13 protein-coding genes, 1 tRNA gene and 1 riboswitch are annotated in these 15,743 nt (G+C 48.8%); of the genes, 1 reads left to right on the top strand and 13 read right to left on the bottom strand.

Translation table 11 applies throughout. The features are described 5' to 3' along the window. Window positions 1-102: 102 nt before the first annotated feature. From der to KTO58_RS02200, 4 genes are all read right to left on the bottom strand, one after another. Window positions 103-1,413 (bottom strand): ribosome biogenesis GTPase Der, encoded by a 1,311-nt coding sequence (gene der / locus KTO58_RS02215; protein ID WP_095840949.1) that lies wholly within the window; start codon window positions 1,411-1,413, stop codon window positions 103-105. A gap of 35 nt (window positions 1,414-1,448) precedes the next feature. Continuing rightward, window positions 1,449-2,315, bottom strand: coding sequence for a GTPase Era (gene era / locus KTO58_RS02210; protein WP_095841744.1), 867 nt, complete (start codon window positions 2,313-2,315; stop codon window positions 1,449-1,451). A 156-nt stretch (window positions 2,316-2,471) separates the two neighbouring features. After that, window positions 2,472-2,543, bottom strand: a tRNA-Met gene (locus tag KTO58_RS02205). A 116-nt stretch (window positions 2,544-2,659) separates the two neighbouring features. Then, a complete protein-coding gene (locus tag KTO58_RS02200; protein WP_095840950.1) occupies window positions 2,660-3,067 on the bottom strand; it encodes a single-stranded DNA-binding protein in 408 nt (135 codons plus the stop codon). 180 nt (window positions 3,068-3,247) lie between these two features. Next, window positions 3,248-3,341: riboswitch (TPP riboswitch) on the top strand. Between the two features lie 114 nt (window positions 3,342-3,455). Here KTO58_RS02200 and KTO58_RS02195 point away from each other — a divergent pair. Next, on the top strand, window positions 3,456-5,834 hold the full coding sequence (locus KTO58_RS02195) for a TonB-dependent receptor (protein WP_095840951.1): 2,379 nt from the start codon (window positions 3,456-3,458) through the stop codon (window positions 5,832-5,834). 83 nt (window positions 5,835-5,917) lie between these two features. Here the strand turns inward: KTO58_RS02195 and KTO58_RS02190 are convergent, their stop codons facing one another. The 9 genes from KTO58_RS02190 to KTO58_RS02150 form a co-directional block, all read right to left on the bottom strand. Next, window positions 5,918-6,757: an NmrA family NAD(P)-binding protein gene (locus tag KTO58_RS02190; protein ID WP_095840952.1), complete on the bottom strand. Its 840-nt coding sequence runs from the start codon at window positions 6,755-6,757 to the stop codon at window positions 5,918-5,920. A gap of 264 nt (window positions 6,758-7,021) precedes the next feature. Continuing rightward, window positions 7,022-8,356: an argininosuccinate lyase gene (argH, locus tag KTO58_RS02185; protein ID WP_095840953.1), complete on the bottom strand. Its 1,335-nt coding sequence runs from the start codon at window positions 8,354-8,356 to the stop codon at window positions 7,022-7,024. 79 nt (window positions 8,357-8,435) lie between these two features. Then, window positions 8,436-9,500: a M20 family metallo-hydrolase gene (locus KTO58_RS02180; RefSeq protein ID WP_095840954.1), complete on the bottom strand. Its 1,065-nt coding sequence runs from the start codon at window positions 9,498-9,500 to the stop codon at window positions 8,436-8,438. Window positions 9,501-9,504: 4 nt separating this feature from the next. Beyond that, window positions 9,505-10,317, bottom strand: coding sequence for an acetylglutamate kinase (gene argB, locus KTO58_RS02175; RefSeq protein WP_095840955.1), 813 nt, complete (start codon window positions 10,315-10,317; stop codon window positions 9,505-9,507). 25 nt (window positions 10,318-10,342) lie between these two features. Further along, window positions 10,343-11,302, bottom strand: coding sequence for an N-acetylornithine carbamoyltransferase (locus KTO58_RS02170; RefSeq protein ID WP_095840956.1), 960 nt, complete (start codon window positions 11,300-11,302; stop codon window positions 10,343-10,345). A 67-nt stretch (window positions 11,303-11,369) separates the two neighbouring features. Then, window positions 11,370-12,497 carry an aspartate aminotransferase family protein gene (locus KTO58_RS02165; RefSeq protein WP_225860017.1) on the bottom strand — a complete coding sequence of 376 codons (1,128 nt, stop codon included), beginning with the start codon at window positions 12,495-12,497 and terminating at the stop codon, window positions 11,370-11,372. A gap of 25 nt (window positions 12,498-12,522) precedes the next feature. Beyond that, window positions 12,523-13,506 carry an N-acetyl-gamma-glutamyl-phosphate reductase gene (gene argC / locus KTO58_RS02160; protein ID WP_095840958.1) on the bottom strand — a complete coding sequence of 328 codons (984 nt, stop codon included), beginning with the start codon at window positions 13,504-13,506 and terminating at the stop codon, window positions 12,523-12,525. 37 nt (window positions 13,507-13,543) lie between these two features. Continuing rightward, entirely contained in the window at window positions 13,544-14,737 is a 1,194-nt protein-coding gene (gene argG, locus KTO58_RS02155; protein WP_225860016.1) for an argininosuccinate synthase, read from the bottom strand. A gap of 42 nt (window positions 14,738-14,779) precedes the next feature. Continuing rightward, window positions 14,780-15,565, bottom strand: a complete 786-nt coding sequence (locus KTO58_RS02150; protein ID WP_095840960.1) for a GNAT family N-acetyltransferase — start codon at window positions 15,563-15,565, stop codon at window positions 14,780-14,782. Between the last annotated feature and the right edge of the window lie 178 nt (window positions 15,566-15,743).

The raw sequence follows: 15,743 nt of genomic DNA, 5'->3' as shown, positions 1-15,743 counted from the left end.
AATAAAACACAGCAATGAGAATCAGGGGAAGGGGTATTAAAAAGCCCAGTATTGTACTTTGACAAGTAAAATACTGGGCGGGAAGTGGGGATAAACCCGGTTTTATTTCTTACGGAAGAACAGCTTTAACGGAACGCCCTCAAAGTCGAAGTGGGTTCTGAGCTGGTTTTCCAGGTAGTTTTTATACGGTTGTTTGATATCGTCCGGCAGGTTGGCGAAGAAAGCGAAGGCCGGTGTACGGGTTGGCAGTTGCGTAACGTACTTGATACGGATGGGAGTACCTCTTACTACGGGTGGGTGGAATGCTTCGATAGCTTTCAGCATCACCTCGTTCAATTTGGAGGTCTGTATTTTACGTTGTCTGTTGTCGTATACGCGTAATGCTTCTTCTATTGCTTTGAAGATACGTTGTTTCTCCGTTACGGATGTGAAGATGATAGGTACGTCGGTGAAGGGAGCGAGTCGTTCTTTAAGTATTTTTTCGTAATCGCGGGCGGTATTGGTTTCTTTTTCTATCAGGTCCCATTTGTTGACTACAACGACCATTCCTTTTCCTTTGCGGGAGGCAAGGCTGAAGATGCTAAGATCCTGAGCGGTGATTCCTTTTTCGGCATCGAGCATGAGGATACATACGTCGGCTTCATCCATTGCTTTGATGGCGCGGATGACGGAGTAGAATTCCAGGTCTTCGTTTACTTTTGTCTTACGGCGTATACCGGCGGTATCTATGAGTACGAAGTCTTTCTGGAACAGTTTATAACGGGTGTGGATGGTATCGCGGGTGGTGCCGGCGATATCGGATACAATGTTCCGCTCCTCACCTACCAGTGCGTTGAGCAAGGAGGATTTACCGGTATTAGGCTGGCCGATGATGGCGATTTTGGGCAGTTCTTCTTCTGATGCTTCGACGAGTTGATCGTCTGTGATGAGGGCTGCTACTTCGTCCAGCAATTCGCCGGTACCGCTGCCGCTCATGGAGGAGAGGAAGAATACATGTTCGAATCCGAGGCTGTAGAATTCGGTCGCTTCGAGCTGTCGTTGCGCATTATCCACTTTATTCACGACGAGGAATACGGGTTTGGCCGAGCGGCGCAACAGATCGGCTACATCGGCATCGAGGTCGGTGATGCCGGTGGCCACATCGCACATGAAGATGAGCACATTGGCTTCTTCCATAGCGATCTTCACCTGTTTGCGGATCTCGCGTTCGAAGACGTCATCGCTGTTGGCGACGAATCCACCTGTATCAATTACGTTGAATGTTTTTCCATTCCAGTCTGCAACACCATACTGCCGGTCGCGTGTTACGCCGCTGACGTCATCTACAATGGCTTTCCGCTGTTCAAGCAGGCGGTTGAACAAAGTAGACTTACCAACGTTAGGGCGACCGACGATCGCTACTGTAAATCCCATATGATTTACTTTTTATTTGAATTAGCTATAAAAAATTAATACCCGTATTCTCTCAGGTAGAGATCGTTATCTCTCCATTTGCCACGTACTTTGACGAAGAGTTCGAGAAAGACTTTCTGGTCCAGGAACTTTTCGATGTCTTGTCTGGCCAGTGTACCGATCTCGCGTATCGATTTCCCTTTTTCTCCGATGATGATTGCCTTTTGTGTTTCACGGGTGACAATGATCTCGGCCGTGATCTTGACCAGGGTTTGTTTTTCCTGGAACTGGCTTACGATTACGGCGGTATGATAAGGGATCTCTTCTTCAAACAGGTGGAAGATTTTTTCACGGATCATCTCGGCTACAAAAAATCTTGTGGAGCGATCGGTGAGGGTGTCTTCCGGGTAGAAGGCTTCGCTTTCCGGCAGGTGTGCCAGGATGGCTGCGAGCAGCTCTTTGATGCCTTCCTGCTTAAGAGCGGAGAGGGTGATGACTTCTGCTTTGCCCCAGGCTTTGCATTTGGCTACTACTTCTTCCAGCTGTTCTTTTTTGAGCAGGTCGGTTTTGTTGATCAGTAGCAGGCAAGGCACTTTCAGGCGCAGGGAGTCGAACAGTTCGAGATTGGCAGCTACGTCATCTTTGGCATCCATGATGAGTAAAGCGACGTCTGCATCTTCGAGGGCGGACTTTACGGCGCCCATCATTTTTTCGTGCAGTCTATACCGTGGGTCTATGATACCCGGGGTATCGGAAAAAACGATCTGATAGTCCGGCTCTGTCAGTACTGCGGTAATGCGGTGGCGGGTAGTTTGTACTTTAGGAGATATGATAGCCAGTTTTTCCCCGATCAAAGCATTGAGCAGAGTACTTTTACCAGCATTTGGCTTCCCGAAAATATTTACAAATCCAGCTTTGTGCATTACATTCAACAGTGGCCTTTAAGCGGGCCGGCACTACTTTTTAAATTAGGCAAAATTGCTTTTTTGATGCGGCGATAGCCAAGTAGTGCTTCTTTTCTGGGCAGTGGCCGCAAATAAAAAAAGCCGAATTACTTCGGCTCTTTTTAACTTTTTTAGTAGCGAGGAGAGGATTCGAACCCCTGACCTTCGGGTTATGAGCCCGACGAGCTACCTCTGCTCTACCTCGCAATGTGGGTGCAAATGTAAGGCGCGATTTAACATCTGCCAAATATTTTTTCAAAAAAACTTAAAAAAAATTCAAACAGCGCTGGTATCGCCGATACCAGCGCTGTTTATTTTACAGATCAGAACGGCAGATCATCTGTGGGCTGATCGTCTGAAAAGGCTTGCGTGGCACCGCTTTGCGTGGCATTGTCTGTGCGTTGAGCATCTTCTCTCCTACTGCCTAACAACTGAATATTGGTGACGCGTAATCTTAGTACGGGTACTTTCTCATTTGTTGTATTACTGACATAAGTGTCGAGTGTAGGCGTTCCTTCTACGAATACTTGTGTGCCCTGTGTGAGATATGGCGCCAGGTTATCCCGTTCCCAGAGGGAGCAGTCTATCCAGGTGGTACGTTCTTGTTGTACACCTTGCTGGTTCCTGAATTTTTCTGTGTGTGCTACGCTAAAGCCTAATACAGATTTTCCGTTGGCCTCTCTCTGTACAGCATTTCTGCCCAGGTGACCGATTACCTGTAGTTTAATCATCAGAAGAAGTGTTTAGATGTTAACAAATAAATGAAACCAAAGAGAGAATGATGATTGGAGCGTAAGTATTCTAATTTACTGTAAATCGGAAACAGTAAAAAATAAATTCTCGTTTTTAAGCTGTGGGGTTATAACTTTGTACCGGAGACCGGCGTACTTACTATTTCATACGCTAGAGCCGGTTTCACCTCGGGGTGCCTTACTAATCAGGCTGAGATCAGACCCGTTGAACCTGGCCAGGTAATGCTGGTTAGGAAAGGTAAGCGATCCGTTTCCTTACCGTTTTTATTTTTTAATTGTACGGCTCAATGCCTGTCTCTGCCTATGCAATACTTGTGATTGTGACTGAACGGAGCACGGCGGGTCGTGAAAAGGATGCTTTACGTACATGAAACATTTCATGCTTATTGCGCTTTTATTTGTAGCAGGTGTGCTACATGCGCAGACATTTATCTCCGGTACGGTTACTGACAAAAAGAGGGGGCAGCCGCTGCCCGGCGTAGCGGTGATTGTCACCGGCAACACTTCAGGCGGTGCTCATACAGACGGTAAAGGGCACTACCGGATACAGGTACCCCGCAACGGTGTTTATAGGCTGCAAGCGTCTTACCTGGGATTCCGGACCTATAGCGTTTCGGTGACCATCCAGGGCAGTAGTCAGACGCAGGATATCGTGCTGGAAGAAACCGGTTTGTTTGTGAAGCCGGTAGAGATCAGCAGTCTGCGAGCCGGCAAAAATGCGCCATTTACCAGTACTACCCTGGATAAGGAAGATATCAAAAAACAGAACCTGGGACAGGATCTTCCGATACTGCTGAACCAGCTGCCGGGAGTCGTGTCCAATTCAGATGCCGGTAATGGCGTGGGGTATACCAATATGCGGGTACGTGGTTCGGATATTACAAGGGTAAATATTACGGTGAACGGTATTCCTATTAACGATGCGGAATCGCAAGGTGCTTTCTTTGTGAACATGCCTGACTTTGCCTCTTCTGTGAGCAGTGTGCAACTGCAACGGGGGGTGGGCACTTCTACCAACGGCGCCGGCGCCTTTGGCGCTTCGCTGAACCTGAGTACCAATGAATTCCGTGACAAGGCTTATGCTGAATTGAGTAACAGCTATGGCTCCTTCAACTCCTGGAAACATACGGTAAAAGCTGGTAGCGGGCTTATCAACGATCATTTCACTTTTGATGCGCGGCTCTCCAAGATATCTTCTGACGGGTATATTGACCGTGCAGGATCGGACCTGAAATCCTTTTATACTTCTGCTGCCTATATCAGTAAGAAGACAGCAATCCGCCTGAATGTCTTTTCCGGCAAGGAGAAGACCTACCAGGCATGGAATGGTGTACCACAGGACTCTTTGAAGACACACCGTACGTATAACTCAGCTGGTACAGATAAGCCGGGCACTCCATACGATAATGAAACAGACAACTATCAGCAGGATCATTATCAGCTGTTCCTGAATCAGGAGATCAATACTCATTTAAATTTCAACGTAGCGTTGCACTACACCCGCGGTAAGGGCTACTTCGAACAATATCAAGCCAAGCAGGCTTTCACTGACTATGGGTTAACTAATCCGGTGATCAACAATGATACGATCAAAACGACGGACCTGGTGAGACAACTATGGCTGGACAACCATTTTTATGGCGGTATCTTTTCTATCAACAGTACCGGCAAGGTACTGAACTGGAGCCTGGGCGGTGGTTGGAACAAGTACGAAGGCAATCACTATGGGAAGATCATCTGGGCGCAGTATGCGATCGATAAAGACCACCGTTGGTATGATCTTGATGCGCTGAAGACGGACTTCAACATTTACTGGAAGGGAGAATTTAAGATCACGGAAGCATTACGTCTGTTCACCGATCTGCAATACAGAAGGGTGCATTATGACTTGGGAGGATTCCGGAAGAACCCTACTCTTTTCCAAAAGAACAACTACAACTTCTTCAATCCGAAGGTTGGTGTTTACTATTACCTGAACGAACGGCAGCAGTTGTATGCTTCTTATGCAGTGGGTAATAAAGAGCCTAACCGGGATGATTTTGAAGCTGGTGTAAAGCTACGTCCTACACATGAAACCTTACACAATGTGGAAGCCGGTTATTCGCTGCGCGGGGATAAAATATCATTGCAAGCCAATGTGTATTATATGCGTTATAAGAACCAGCTGGTGCAGACAGGTAAGCTGAATGACGTAGGCGCCTATACGAGGATCAATATTCCCAATAGTTACCGGCTGGGTATAGAGGTGCAAGGTAGTGCGGTATTGACGCCCTGGTTTACCCTGTCGGTAAATGCGGCGTTGAGTCAGAATAAGATCAGGGACTATACGGCCTACTATTCCAATGAGGACACAGAGCTGGAGGAGACGCGTCATTACGACAATACGGATATTGCCTTCTCTCCTAACGTGGTAGCCGGGCATACATTGAGTTTTCAGCCTTTACAGCAGCTGTTCATAGACCTGGCCGGCAAGTATGTAAGTCGCCAGTATATGAACAACAGCAGCAATGTACAGGGCAGCCTGGATGCTTACTATGTGAATGACCTGCGGGTGCGTTATACGGTGCCACAACGCCTGTTTAAGGAGCTGGGGGTACTCGTGGCAGTGAATAACTTCACGGACCGCAAATATGCGCCTAATGGCGCCACTTATACCAGTATAAAAAATGGAACAGTGAAATATAGCAATTACTATTTCCCTATGGCAGGCATTAATTTCATGGCAGGCGTCAACCTGTCCTTTTAATGCATTCTTATTAACAACCGATCCTACATAAAAATACTCATTGCAATCGGTCATCTGGTAGCAGATGACCGATTGCTTTTTATCTATTTCCAGGTGGCTGCCGCGAAGGTTTTAAAGTCTTTTGGTGCTTGTCCGGTGATTTGTTTTACCACATCTGTAACCGGCGCCATGAATCCTGCTCTTACAGCCTGGAACAGTGCGCCCATATAGGCGATAGACGGTTCGGGCACTCCTGCTGCGCGCAGGGCTGCGGCATGCTCCTCTTCTGTAAGCGGAACATATTTCACCTGTTGTCCGTTTGCCTCACTGATCAGTGCAGCGACCTGGTGGTGATCCAGTGCTTCAGGACCGGTGAGTGTGTATCCATCATTACCCGGTTGGCCCAGCAGGAAGTGAGCGGCTACACGGGCGATATCTTCGGTAGAGATAAAGCTGGTGAGGGAATCTGCGGCGGGCAATGTGATCTGGTGTGTTTCGTTGACACTGAATCCGCCTATAGAGAAATTTTCCATGAAGAAGTTGGGACGCAGGATATCGAATGCGATACCAGATTTCTGGAGGTGCAGCTCTACTTTACGTAGGGTCAGCTCGTCGTTGTGTTCCACGCCGATGGCGGAAAGGAATACGATGTGTCTTACACCAGCTGCTTTGGCGGCATCGATGAAAGCGGATAGTTTTTCGAAAGCGGCGGGATCTGTGGGAATGGCTGCAACAAAGGCTTTGTCTACTCCTTCGAGCGCGGTGCTGAAGGTAGCGGGATCTTCCTGCACGAGTTTTACGGGGTGTACATTCGGTGCGGGGGCGTTATAATTTTCGGGATAGCGGGTGGCAGCTTTTACGTTCACGTCTTTACCAGCCAGTTGTTTTACTACTTCGCGACCGGAGGTGCCGGTGGCACCAAAAACTAATACAGTGGAGGACATGTGTGTCAATTTAATTGTTATCAAAAATATTACAGTTATACTTCCAGGTACAGTTATTCATTGAAAATGAATGCGTTAAAAATTAACCAATGGATAGTGGGTTATTTTTTTTAGCGAGGTGCGTGCCCTTAACTGTACTTTTAATTATTACAGTACAAAGATAAGGGCAATTCAATTATAGCGCCAATTTTTTTAGGGTTTTTTTGGGAAAAAGATCCCTCCGGGTATGATGAGCCGGAGGGATCCCCTGTATTTATCTGGCTGCTATTCGGCCAGCAGTTGATTGATAGCGGTATGTACGTGTGTGAAGGGGAATCCATTGAGCACTTCGTCCATCATGGCGGCTATCTGCGTGGTACAGAGGTTGCCGATGCTGCCTTCGTGTGTGTGATGTACGGTCTTTTCGGGTGCGTAGGTACCTTGTTCGATGTCCAGGCCTACTTTTTTATAGGCTTCGCGGAAGGGCATTCCTTCGAGCACCAGTTTGTTTACGACTTCGACGCTGAAGAGGTATTGATATTTTTCGTCGTTGAGGATATTTTTTTTAACCTGTACGTTTTCCAGCATGAGGCTGGCCATTCGGATACAATCTTTGAGGGTACCGAAAGCCGGGAAGAGATTTTCTTTCAGCAGTTGGAGGTCGCGATGGTAGCCGCTGGGGAGGTTGGTGATCATCATGGCGATCTCATTGGGCAAGGCCTGTAGTTTGTTGCCATGAGAGCGGATAAGTTCCCAAACATCCGGGTTCTTTTTGTGCGGCATGATGCTGGAGCCGGTGGTGAGTTCGTCGGGGAAGCTGATGAAGCCGAAGTTCTGGTTCATGAACAGGCATGCGTCCATGGCCATTTTCGCGAGGGTAGCGCCGATGCCGGCGAGTGCGAAGGCGACGATCTTTTCTGATTTACCGCGGCCCATCTGTGCGTATACCACGTTGTAGTTGAGTGAGCTAAATCCCAGGAGTTGGGTGGTCATTTCGCGGTTGAGCGGAAATGAGGAGCCATATCCGGCGGCGGAGCCCAGTGGGTTTTTGTTGACCACGTTATAGGCCCCCTGCAGTATGAGCAGGTCATCGGCCAGGCTTTCTGCATAGGCGCCCAGCCAGAGTCCGAAAGAGGAAGGCATGGCGATCTGCAGGTGGGTATATCCAGGCAGGAGGTGTTCTTTATAGGTTTCGCTCTGACGTTGGAGGAGGTCGAACAGTTGTTTTACTTCTTTCACGATCTGTTCGAGCTCGTGCCGGAGGTAGAGGCGGATGTCTACCAATACCTGGTCATTGCGGGAGCGGCCGCTATGGATCTTTTTACCTACTTCGCCGAGGCGGCGGGTGAGGAGCAGTTCTACCTGGGAGTGGATGTCTTCCACGCCCTCTTCGAGGGTGAAGTTGCCGGTAGCGATCTCTTTGTAGATCTGTTTCAGTTCCTGTTGCAGTACTTTCAGTTCTGCTGCTTCCAGCAGGCCGATGCTTTGCAGCATCTGTATATGTGCGAGGGAGCCCTGTACATCGAACGGCGCCAGGAAAAGGTCCATTTCACGATCTTTACCGACGGTAAACTGTTCTACCGCGGCGAGTGCCGTTTTATCTTTCTGCCATAACTTCATAACAGCGCTTATTAGTTTATAACACTTTATTCTAACTCAGTGCCTGTGTATGTTTCATACGGTCAGGCTTTTCTTTCTATCAGATCATTTTCTCCAGCAAGCGGATATAGCTATCTATGCCATCGCGTATCTCGTGTACGTAGATGAATTCATCTGCGGTATGTGAGCGGGCGGAATCGCCGGGGCCCATCTTCACGGAGGTGGCGGGTATGAGCGCCTGGTCGGAGGTGGTGGGTGATCCGTAGCAGGTTTTGCCCAATGCGATACCAGCCTGTACGAACGGATGTTCGCGGGAGATACCGGAGGGGCGCATACGCATGGAGCGAGGTTTTACTTCGCAGCTTACGTAGCTACGGATGATATCGAGCACTTCTTCGAGTGTATACATATCCGTTACCCTTACATCGACAACGAAGGAGCATTCTGCCGGTACGACGTTATGTGCTTTGTTGGAGGTATTGATAACGGTGACGCTCATCTTTACGGCCCCCAGTGTTTCTGATATTTTAGGAAACCGGTACTGGCGGAACCAGGAGATATCGGCGAGGGCTTTGTAGATGGCGTTCTCTCCTTCTTCCCTGGCGGCATGTCCGGCTTTGCCATAGCTGACGCAGTCGAGTACCATGAGTCCTTTTTCTGCTACTGCCAGCTGGGTGAGTGTAGGTTCTCCTACGATGGCGAATTCGATGGGAGGCAGTTGAGAGAGGATACTTTCTACGCCATTGTTGCCGCTGATTTCTTCTTCTGCGGTAGCGGAGAGCATGATATTATACCGGAGGTTCTGTTTTTCGTAGAAGTGCAGGAAGGTGGCGATGAGGCTGACGAGGCAGCCACCGGCGTCGTTGCTGCCCAGGCCGTAGAGTTTGTCTTCTACGATATCGGGGCTGAACGGATCGCGTGTATATTGCGGATTAGGCTTTACGGTGTCGTGGTGGGAGTTGAATAGTATAGTAGGTTTGTTGCTGTCGAAGTGTTTGTTCTTCGCCCAGATATTGTTGCCCTGGCGTTGGTGCGGGATGTTGCGTTGATCCAGGAAAGCGCTGATGATGGCGGCGGTCTGGTCTTCTTCCCTGCTCAGGGATGGTGTAGCTATCAGTGACTGTAATAGTTTGACGGCATCAGTAAATAGGTGTTCTTCCCACATTTTTTTATCGTATTAAAGTACCGGATACGGTGCCGGAGGTATTGCTGAGAATATCTGCTGCATGTCCGATGAGCACTTCATTGACTCCGCTTGTGATCGCCTCGAAAGCGTTTTCCAGTTTAGGGAGTATGCCATCTGTCAGTACTTTTTCTTCTTTTAATTGTTCATAGCTATTACGATCTATGAGGTTGATCACGGCGTTGTCGTCGGCGGCATCGCTGAGTACACCTTTCTTTTCGAAGCAATAGATGAGTCGTACCTGGTAGGATGCGGACAGGGCGATGGCCAGTGATGCGGCGATGGTGTCTGCGTTGGTGTTCAGCATTTGCCCTTTTCCGTCGTGGGTGAGGGATGCGAACACGGGTATGAGTCCGGCGCGGACGATGGCCTGGAGGCCGGCGACGTTCATGGCTGCCGGGAGCACATCGCCGACGAAGCCGTAGTCGATCTCTTTGACCGGGCGTTTGGCGGCGGGGATGATATTGGCATCAGCGCCGGTGAGGCCGATGGCATTGCAGCCCAGGGCCTGCAGTTTGGCGACCAGTTGTTTATTCACGAGTCCACCATATACCATGGTAACGACATCGATGGTATCGGCATCGGTGATGCGGCGGCCATCGACATACTTTGATTCGATGCCCAGTTTGTCGCCGATACGGGTAGCGATCTTGCCGCCACCATGGATCAGCAGTTTATTGCCCGGTACTTTGGCGAAATCGGCCAGAAAGGATTGCAGCAAGGCAGGATTGTCTATAACGTTTCCTCCTACCTTGATGACAAAAAGTTGTTCACGTTGATTATTATCGCTGATTGACATACTTGTGCTTTGCTTTAAGACGATCTTAGCGGGCGCCGGCGGCCAGTATTTCGCTTAATACTGCCTGTGCGGCCCATACGCGGTTACCGGCTTCCTGAATGACGATGGACTGTGGACCATCGAGTACTTCATCTGCGATCACTACGTTCCTTCTTACCGGCAGGCAGTGCATGATCTTAGCCTGGTTGGTACCTTTCAGTTTATTGTTGGTGATCATCCAGGAAGGATCGCTGTTGAGGATCTTACCATATTCTTCGTAAGAGGACCAGTTTTTCACATATACGAAGTCGGCGCCTTCGAGCGCTTTATCCTGGTTGTATTCGATGGTGGCGTTGCCGGAGAATTCCGGGTCCAGTTCATATCCTTCGGGATGTGTGATCACGAAGTCTACTTCGTCCCATGCGTTCATCCACTGTGCGAAGGAGTTGGGTACGGCCTGCGGCAATGCTTTTACGTGAGGGGCCCAGGTCATCACCACTTTAGGTTTGCGTGGCTGTTGCCATTGCTCTTTGATGGTGATCACGTCGGTGAGGCTCTGCAGCGGATGTAAGGTGGCGCTTTCGAGGCTCACTACAGGTACGCCGGCGTATTTGATGAATTGATTGATATATTTTTCTGTGTAGTCTTCTTCTTTATCCTTCAGTCCGGGGAAGGTACGGATAGCGAGGATATCGAAGTACTGGCCCATTACGGCGGCGGCTTCCTTTACGTGTTCGGAGGTGCTGCCATTCATGATAGCGCCATCATTCATTTCCAGTTGCCATCCTTCCTTATCGATATTGAACACTACGGCTTCCATTCCCAGGTTTTTGGCAGCTACCTGTGTACTGAGGCGGGTGCGGAGGCTGGGGTTAAGGAATATCATGCCCAGGGTTTTGTTAGTCCCCAGGGATTTGTCTTTGAAAGGATGTTGCTTATAGTCCAAGGCTTTCTCTACCAACCGCGGGACACCCGGGACATCATTAACGGAAATAAACTGTTTCATGTAACGAATAAAAGCTAGAAAGTAAAGGAGCGATAGCTAAGCTATCACTCCGGTAAAAAAGAATAACCTATTGTTTCAATGCTTTGCCGAATGCATCCAGGAACTGATCGGCATGCTGTCTGGTAAGGGCCAGGGACGGCAGTAACCTGATCACGTTTGGTTTAGCTTCTCCGGTGAATATTTTATGTTGGAAGAGTAATTCTTTTCTGGTATTTGCCAGTTCTTCCGGCAGCTGGATACCGATCATGAGGCCACGGCCTCTTACTTCCAGTACTTGCGGGAATGTGCGTAGTTGTTCTATGAGGTAGGCACCCTGGTTGGCGGCGTTATCGATCAGCTGTTCCTGTTCGATCACTTCCAGTACTGCCAGTGCAGCGGCACAGGCGAGGTGGTTACCACCGAATGTGGTGCCCAGCAAACCATATGAAGCCTGGATATGTGGGGCGATGATGATACCACCTACCGGGAATCCGTTGCCCATCCCTTTAGCCATGGTGTAGATATCTGCGTTGACGCCGGCGTAGTCGTGGGAGAAGAATTTACCGCTGCGACCGTAACCACACTGTACGGAGTCGGCGATGAATACGGCGTTGTGTGCATCACAGAGTGACCTGATCTTCTGCAGGAATGCGGGAGCAGCGACGATGATGCCACCGACGCCCTGAATACCTTCGATGATCACGGAAGATATTTCATGTTGCTGGAAGGCCTGTTCGAGTGCGGCTTCGTCGGCCCAGGGCAGGAAGATCACATTGTCGGTCTCATTTACCGGTGCGACGATCTTGGGATTGTCGGTAGCGGCTACTGCGAGGGATGTTCTGCCATGGAAAGATTTGCGGAAAGCGATCACTTTCTTTTTACCATTATGAAAAGAGGCCAGTTTGAGGGCGTTTTCATTGGCTTCTGCGCCGGAGTTACAGAGGAACAGCTGGTAGTCTGGTTTGCCGGAGAGCTGGCCTAATTTTTCGGCCAGTTGTTGTTGCAGCGGAATGCGGATAGAATTGGAATAGAATCCTACTTTATTCAGCTGTTCGGTGAGTCTTTTGACATAATGCGGGTGTGTGTGGCCGATGGAGATCACGGCATGGCCGCCGTAGAGGTCGAGGTATTCTGTGCCATTATCGTCCCATACATTGGATCCTAAGGCTTTTTCTATTGTGATATCGTTGATTGGATAAACGTCAAAAAGTTTCATGATAAGCGGATGCTACTGTTAGTGATTAAAACACGATTGATTTGAGTTTGAGGCCGGAGGTCTCTTCCAGGCCGCAAATGAGGTTCATGTTCTGTACTGCCTGACCGGAGGCTCCTTTGAGGAGGTTATCCTCGATGGAGTGGATGATCAGCTTGTTGTCTACTTTTTCCAGTTGCAGGAGACATTTGTTGGTATTGACCACCTGCTTCAGGTCTATTTGCTTATCGCTGACGAGAGTGAACGGATGGGAAGCGTAATACTCCTTGTAAAGTGCTTTGGCCTCATCGAGGGACAACGCGGATTCGAGGTAAGAAGATACCCAGATACCTCTAGGGTAGTCTCCTCTTACGGGTACGAAGTTCACATCAGCAGCAAAAGAAGGCTGCAGGGTGGTCAGGCTTCGTCGGATCTCTTTGAGGTGTTGATGTGTGAGTACTTTATATGTAGAGATATTATTAGCTCTCCAGGTAAAGTGGCTGGTAGATTGCAGGCTTTGGCCTGCGCCTGTGGAGCCGGTGATGCCGGTGGTATGTACTTCCAGGAGCAGTCCTGCTTTTGCGAGCGGGAGGAGGCCCAGTTGAATACCGGTGGCGAAGCAGCCTGGATTAGCGATATTATGTGCGGAGGTGATGATCTCCCTGTTGAGTTCGGGCAGACCGTAGATGAACTCACGGCCATTGATGGATTCGCCGAGGCGGAAGTCCTGGCTGAGGTCGATCACTTTTACGGACGAGGCGATATCATTTGCTTCCAGGAATTTCCTGGCTTCTCCATGTCCGAGGCAGAGGAAGAGTACATCGATATCGTTGTTTATTTCGCCGGTAAAGCTCAGGTCAGTATCTCCCAGCAGGTCGGCATGTACGGAGTGTACGGGATTGCCGGCATTGCTGCGGCTGTGGATGAAGGTGATCTCCACGGCGGGGTGGTTGATGAGCAGGCGGATCATTTCGCCACCTGTGTACCCTGCTCCACCTATGATACCTACTCTGATGCTTTTATGTTGTGTCATTTTTACCTAGCGTTTGAAATCGTGAATAAGGAAGTGATCAGGACTGTGCGGTTTTCACCTGGTGCCAGATCATGGTCTGGTTACCGAAGATCTTAGAGAAACCTCTTACGTCTTCTCCGCTCCAGCCGTTATTCATTTCGCCGTATTTGCCAAATTTGCTGCTCATGAGGTCGTATTCGGATTCGATGCCAATAACCTGGAAGCGATAAGGCATAAGTGTTACGAACACTTTACCGGTTACGTGTTGTTGTGTGTTTTGGAGGAAGGCTTCGATATCGCGCATTACGGGGTCGAGTATCTGGCCTTCGTGCATCCAGTTGCCATAGAACTGCGCCAGTTGGTCTTTCCAGCTGAGTTGCCATTTGGTGAGCACATGTTTTTCGAGTGCATGGTGTGCTTTGATGATCACCATAGGGGCGGCGGCTTCAAAGCCAACGCGACCTTTGATACCGATGATGGTATCACCTACATGAATGTCGCGACCGATGGCGAAGGGGCCAGCGATGGACTGAAGGAAGATGATGGCATCGGTTGGATGTTCGAATGTTTTATCGTTGACGCCGGTTAGTTCTCCTTTAGTGAAGTGGAGGACTACCTGTTCGGGTTGTTCTTTGGTGAGTTGTGTAGGGAATGCTTCTTCGGGTAGCATGCCATTGGAGGTGAGTGTTTCTTTTCCACCAACAGAGGTACCCCAGAGGCCTTTGTTGATGGAGTACATAGCTTTGTCGAAGTTCATGTCTACTCCTTTGGCTTTGAGGAAGGCTATTTCTTCTTCTCTGCTCAGTTTGAGATCACGGATGGGAGTGATGATTTCAACGCCGGGGATCATGATATGGAATATCATATCGAATCGTACCTGGTCATTTCCTGCGCCGGTGCTACCATGAGCGACGGCGTCGGCGCCTACTTCTCTTACGTAGTCTGCGATGGCGATGGCCTGGCTCATGCGTTCTGCGCTTACGCTGAGGGGGTATGTATTATTTTTGAGCGCGTTACCGAAGATGAGGTATTTAACTACCTGATCATAATAAGAGCGTACTGCGTTTACGGTTTTATGGCTTTTTACACCCAGGCTGAAAGCTCTTTTTTCTATTTCTTGCAGTTCTTCTGTTGTAAAGCCGCCAGTATTGACGATAACGGAATGTACTTCATATCCTTTTTCTTCGGAAAGATATTTTACGCAATAGGAAGTATCTAGTCCTCCGCTAAATCCCAGTACTACTTTTTTCATTATTATGATCGCTTATTAGTGAATAGTATTGTTTAAAGAATATCAGAACAAGTTGAAAAGGAAGAATCTTCTTTTGTGATGGGCGCCGGCGCCATCTTTACGATTAGACTTCAGCAAAACAAATCTTTTAAAACGTAACCAGCGTTCAAAGAGTTTAAAGTTTCCTTTAAATCTTCTTCTTTGTTTGTGGTGATGCATGGCACCTTCGGAGGTAACCATGAGTTGCGGTTGTGTTGTTGACTGTAGGGAAGCTGCTTTGGCGGCTGCTTCGGCGGCTTCTTTTGCTTTTTCTACGGGATCGTAGAGCATAGCAGTGCAGAGGCAGTTTTTACGGCCTTTGGCGGTGAGGATGTCAAAGTTAACGCAGCTTTGACAGCCTTTCCAGAACTCTTCGTCGTCGGTGAGTTCGGAGTAAGTTACGGGTTCGTATCCGAGATCGGAGTTGATCTTCATGACAGCGAGGCCGGTGGTGAGTCCGAATATTTTTGCATCCGGGTATTTTTGCCGGGAGAGTTCGAATATTTTTTCTTTGATAGATTTGGCTACGCCATGGCCTCTGAAAGCCGGGTTGACGATAAGGCCGGAGTTGGCTACGAATTTCTCATGTCCCCAGGCTTCTATGTAGCAGAAGCCTACCCAGTCGCCGGTGGCGGTGACTGCTATAACAGCTTTTCCTTCCTTCATCTTGAGCTCCACATAAGCCGGAGAGCGTTTGGCGATGCCTGTACCTCTGGCTTTAGCAGATGATTCCATTTCATCTGTGATGATATTTGCATAATGCGCATCATCAGGAGTGGCTACCCTGACAATGATCTTTAGATCTTCCAACTTGTTAAATTGAAATCGTGAACCAATAAATTAGACTGAGAATCCCATTGCGGGAATGCAAGAAAGCAATGATGATATGGTTTATACAATCATTGCGCGATAGCGTGCCATATGACGAACGCTATCAAATACGAGGTCGTCGGGAGAGGTATCTAAAGACAGGGAACCCAATAGTATA

This window comes from Chitinophaga pendula, assembly GCF_020386615.1.
Taxonomy (GTDB): Bacteria; Bacteroidota; Bacteroidia; order Chitinophagales; family Chitinophagaceae; genus Chitinophaga; species Chitinophaga pendula.
The sequence above is the reverse complement of the archived record's forward strand: the minus strand, read 5'-3'. Positions and strand labels throughout refer to the sequence as shown.

Bases quoted from the DNA above. Each gene is read 5' to 3' on its own strand.
- KTO58_RS02190 (WP_095840952.1), bottom strand. From the start codon at position 6,757: ATGTCCTCCACTGTATTAGTTTTTGGTGCCACCGGCACCTCCGGTCGC.
- argH (WP_095840953.1), bottom strand. From the start codon at position 8,356: ATGAAGTTATGGCAGAAAGATAAAACGGCACTCGCCGCGGTAGAACAG.
- argG (WP_225860016.1), bottom strand. From the start codon at position 14,737: ATGAAAAAAGTAGTACTGGGATTTAGCGGAGGACTAGATACTTCCTAT.
- era (WP_095841744.1), bottom strand. From the start codon at position 2,315: ATGCACAAAGCTGGATTTGTAAATATTTTCGGGAAGCCAAATGCTGGT.
- KTO58_RS02195 (WP_095840951.1), top strand. From the start codon at position 3,456: ATGAAACATTTCATGCTTATTGCGCTTTTATTTGTAGCAGGTGTGCTA.
- KTO58_RS02200 (WP_095840950.1), bottom strand. From the start codon at position 3,067: ATGATTAAACTACAGGTAATCGGTCACCTGGGCAGAAATGCTGTACAG.
- der (WP_095840949.1), bottom strand. From the start codon at position 1,413: ATGGGATTTACAGTAGCGATCGTCGGTCGCCCTAACGTTGGTAAGTCT.
- argB (WP_095840955.1), bottom strand. From the start codon at position 10,317: ATGTCAATCAGCGATAATAATCAACGTGAACAACTTTTTGTCATCAAG.
- KTO58_RS02165 (WP_225860017.1), bottom strand. From the start codon at position 12,497: ATGAAACTTTTTGACGTTTATCCAATCAACGATATCACAATAGAAAAA.
- KTO58_RS02180 (WP_095840954.1), bottom strand. From the start codon at position 9,500: ATGTGGGAAGAACACCTATTTACTGATGCCGTCAAACTATTACAGTCA.
- argC (WP_095840958.1), bottom strand. From the start codon at position 13,506: ATGACACAACATAAAAGCATCAGAGTAGGTATCATAGGTGGAGCAGGG.
- KTO58_RS02170 (WP_095840956.1), bottom strand. From the start codon at position 11,302: ATGAAACAGTTTATTTCCGTTAATGATGTCCCGGGTGTCCCGCGGTTG.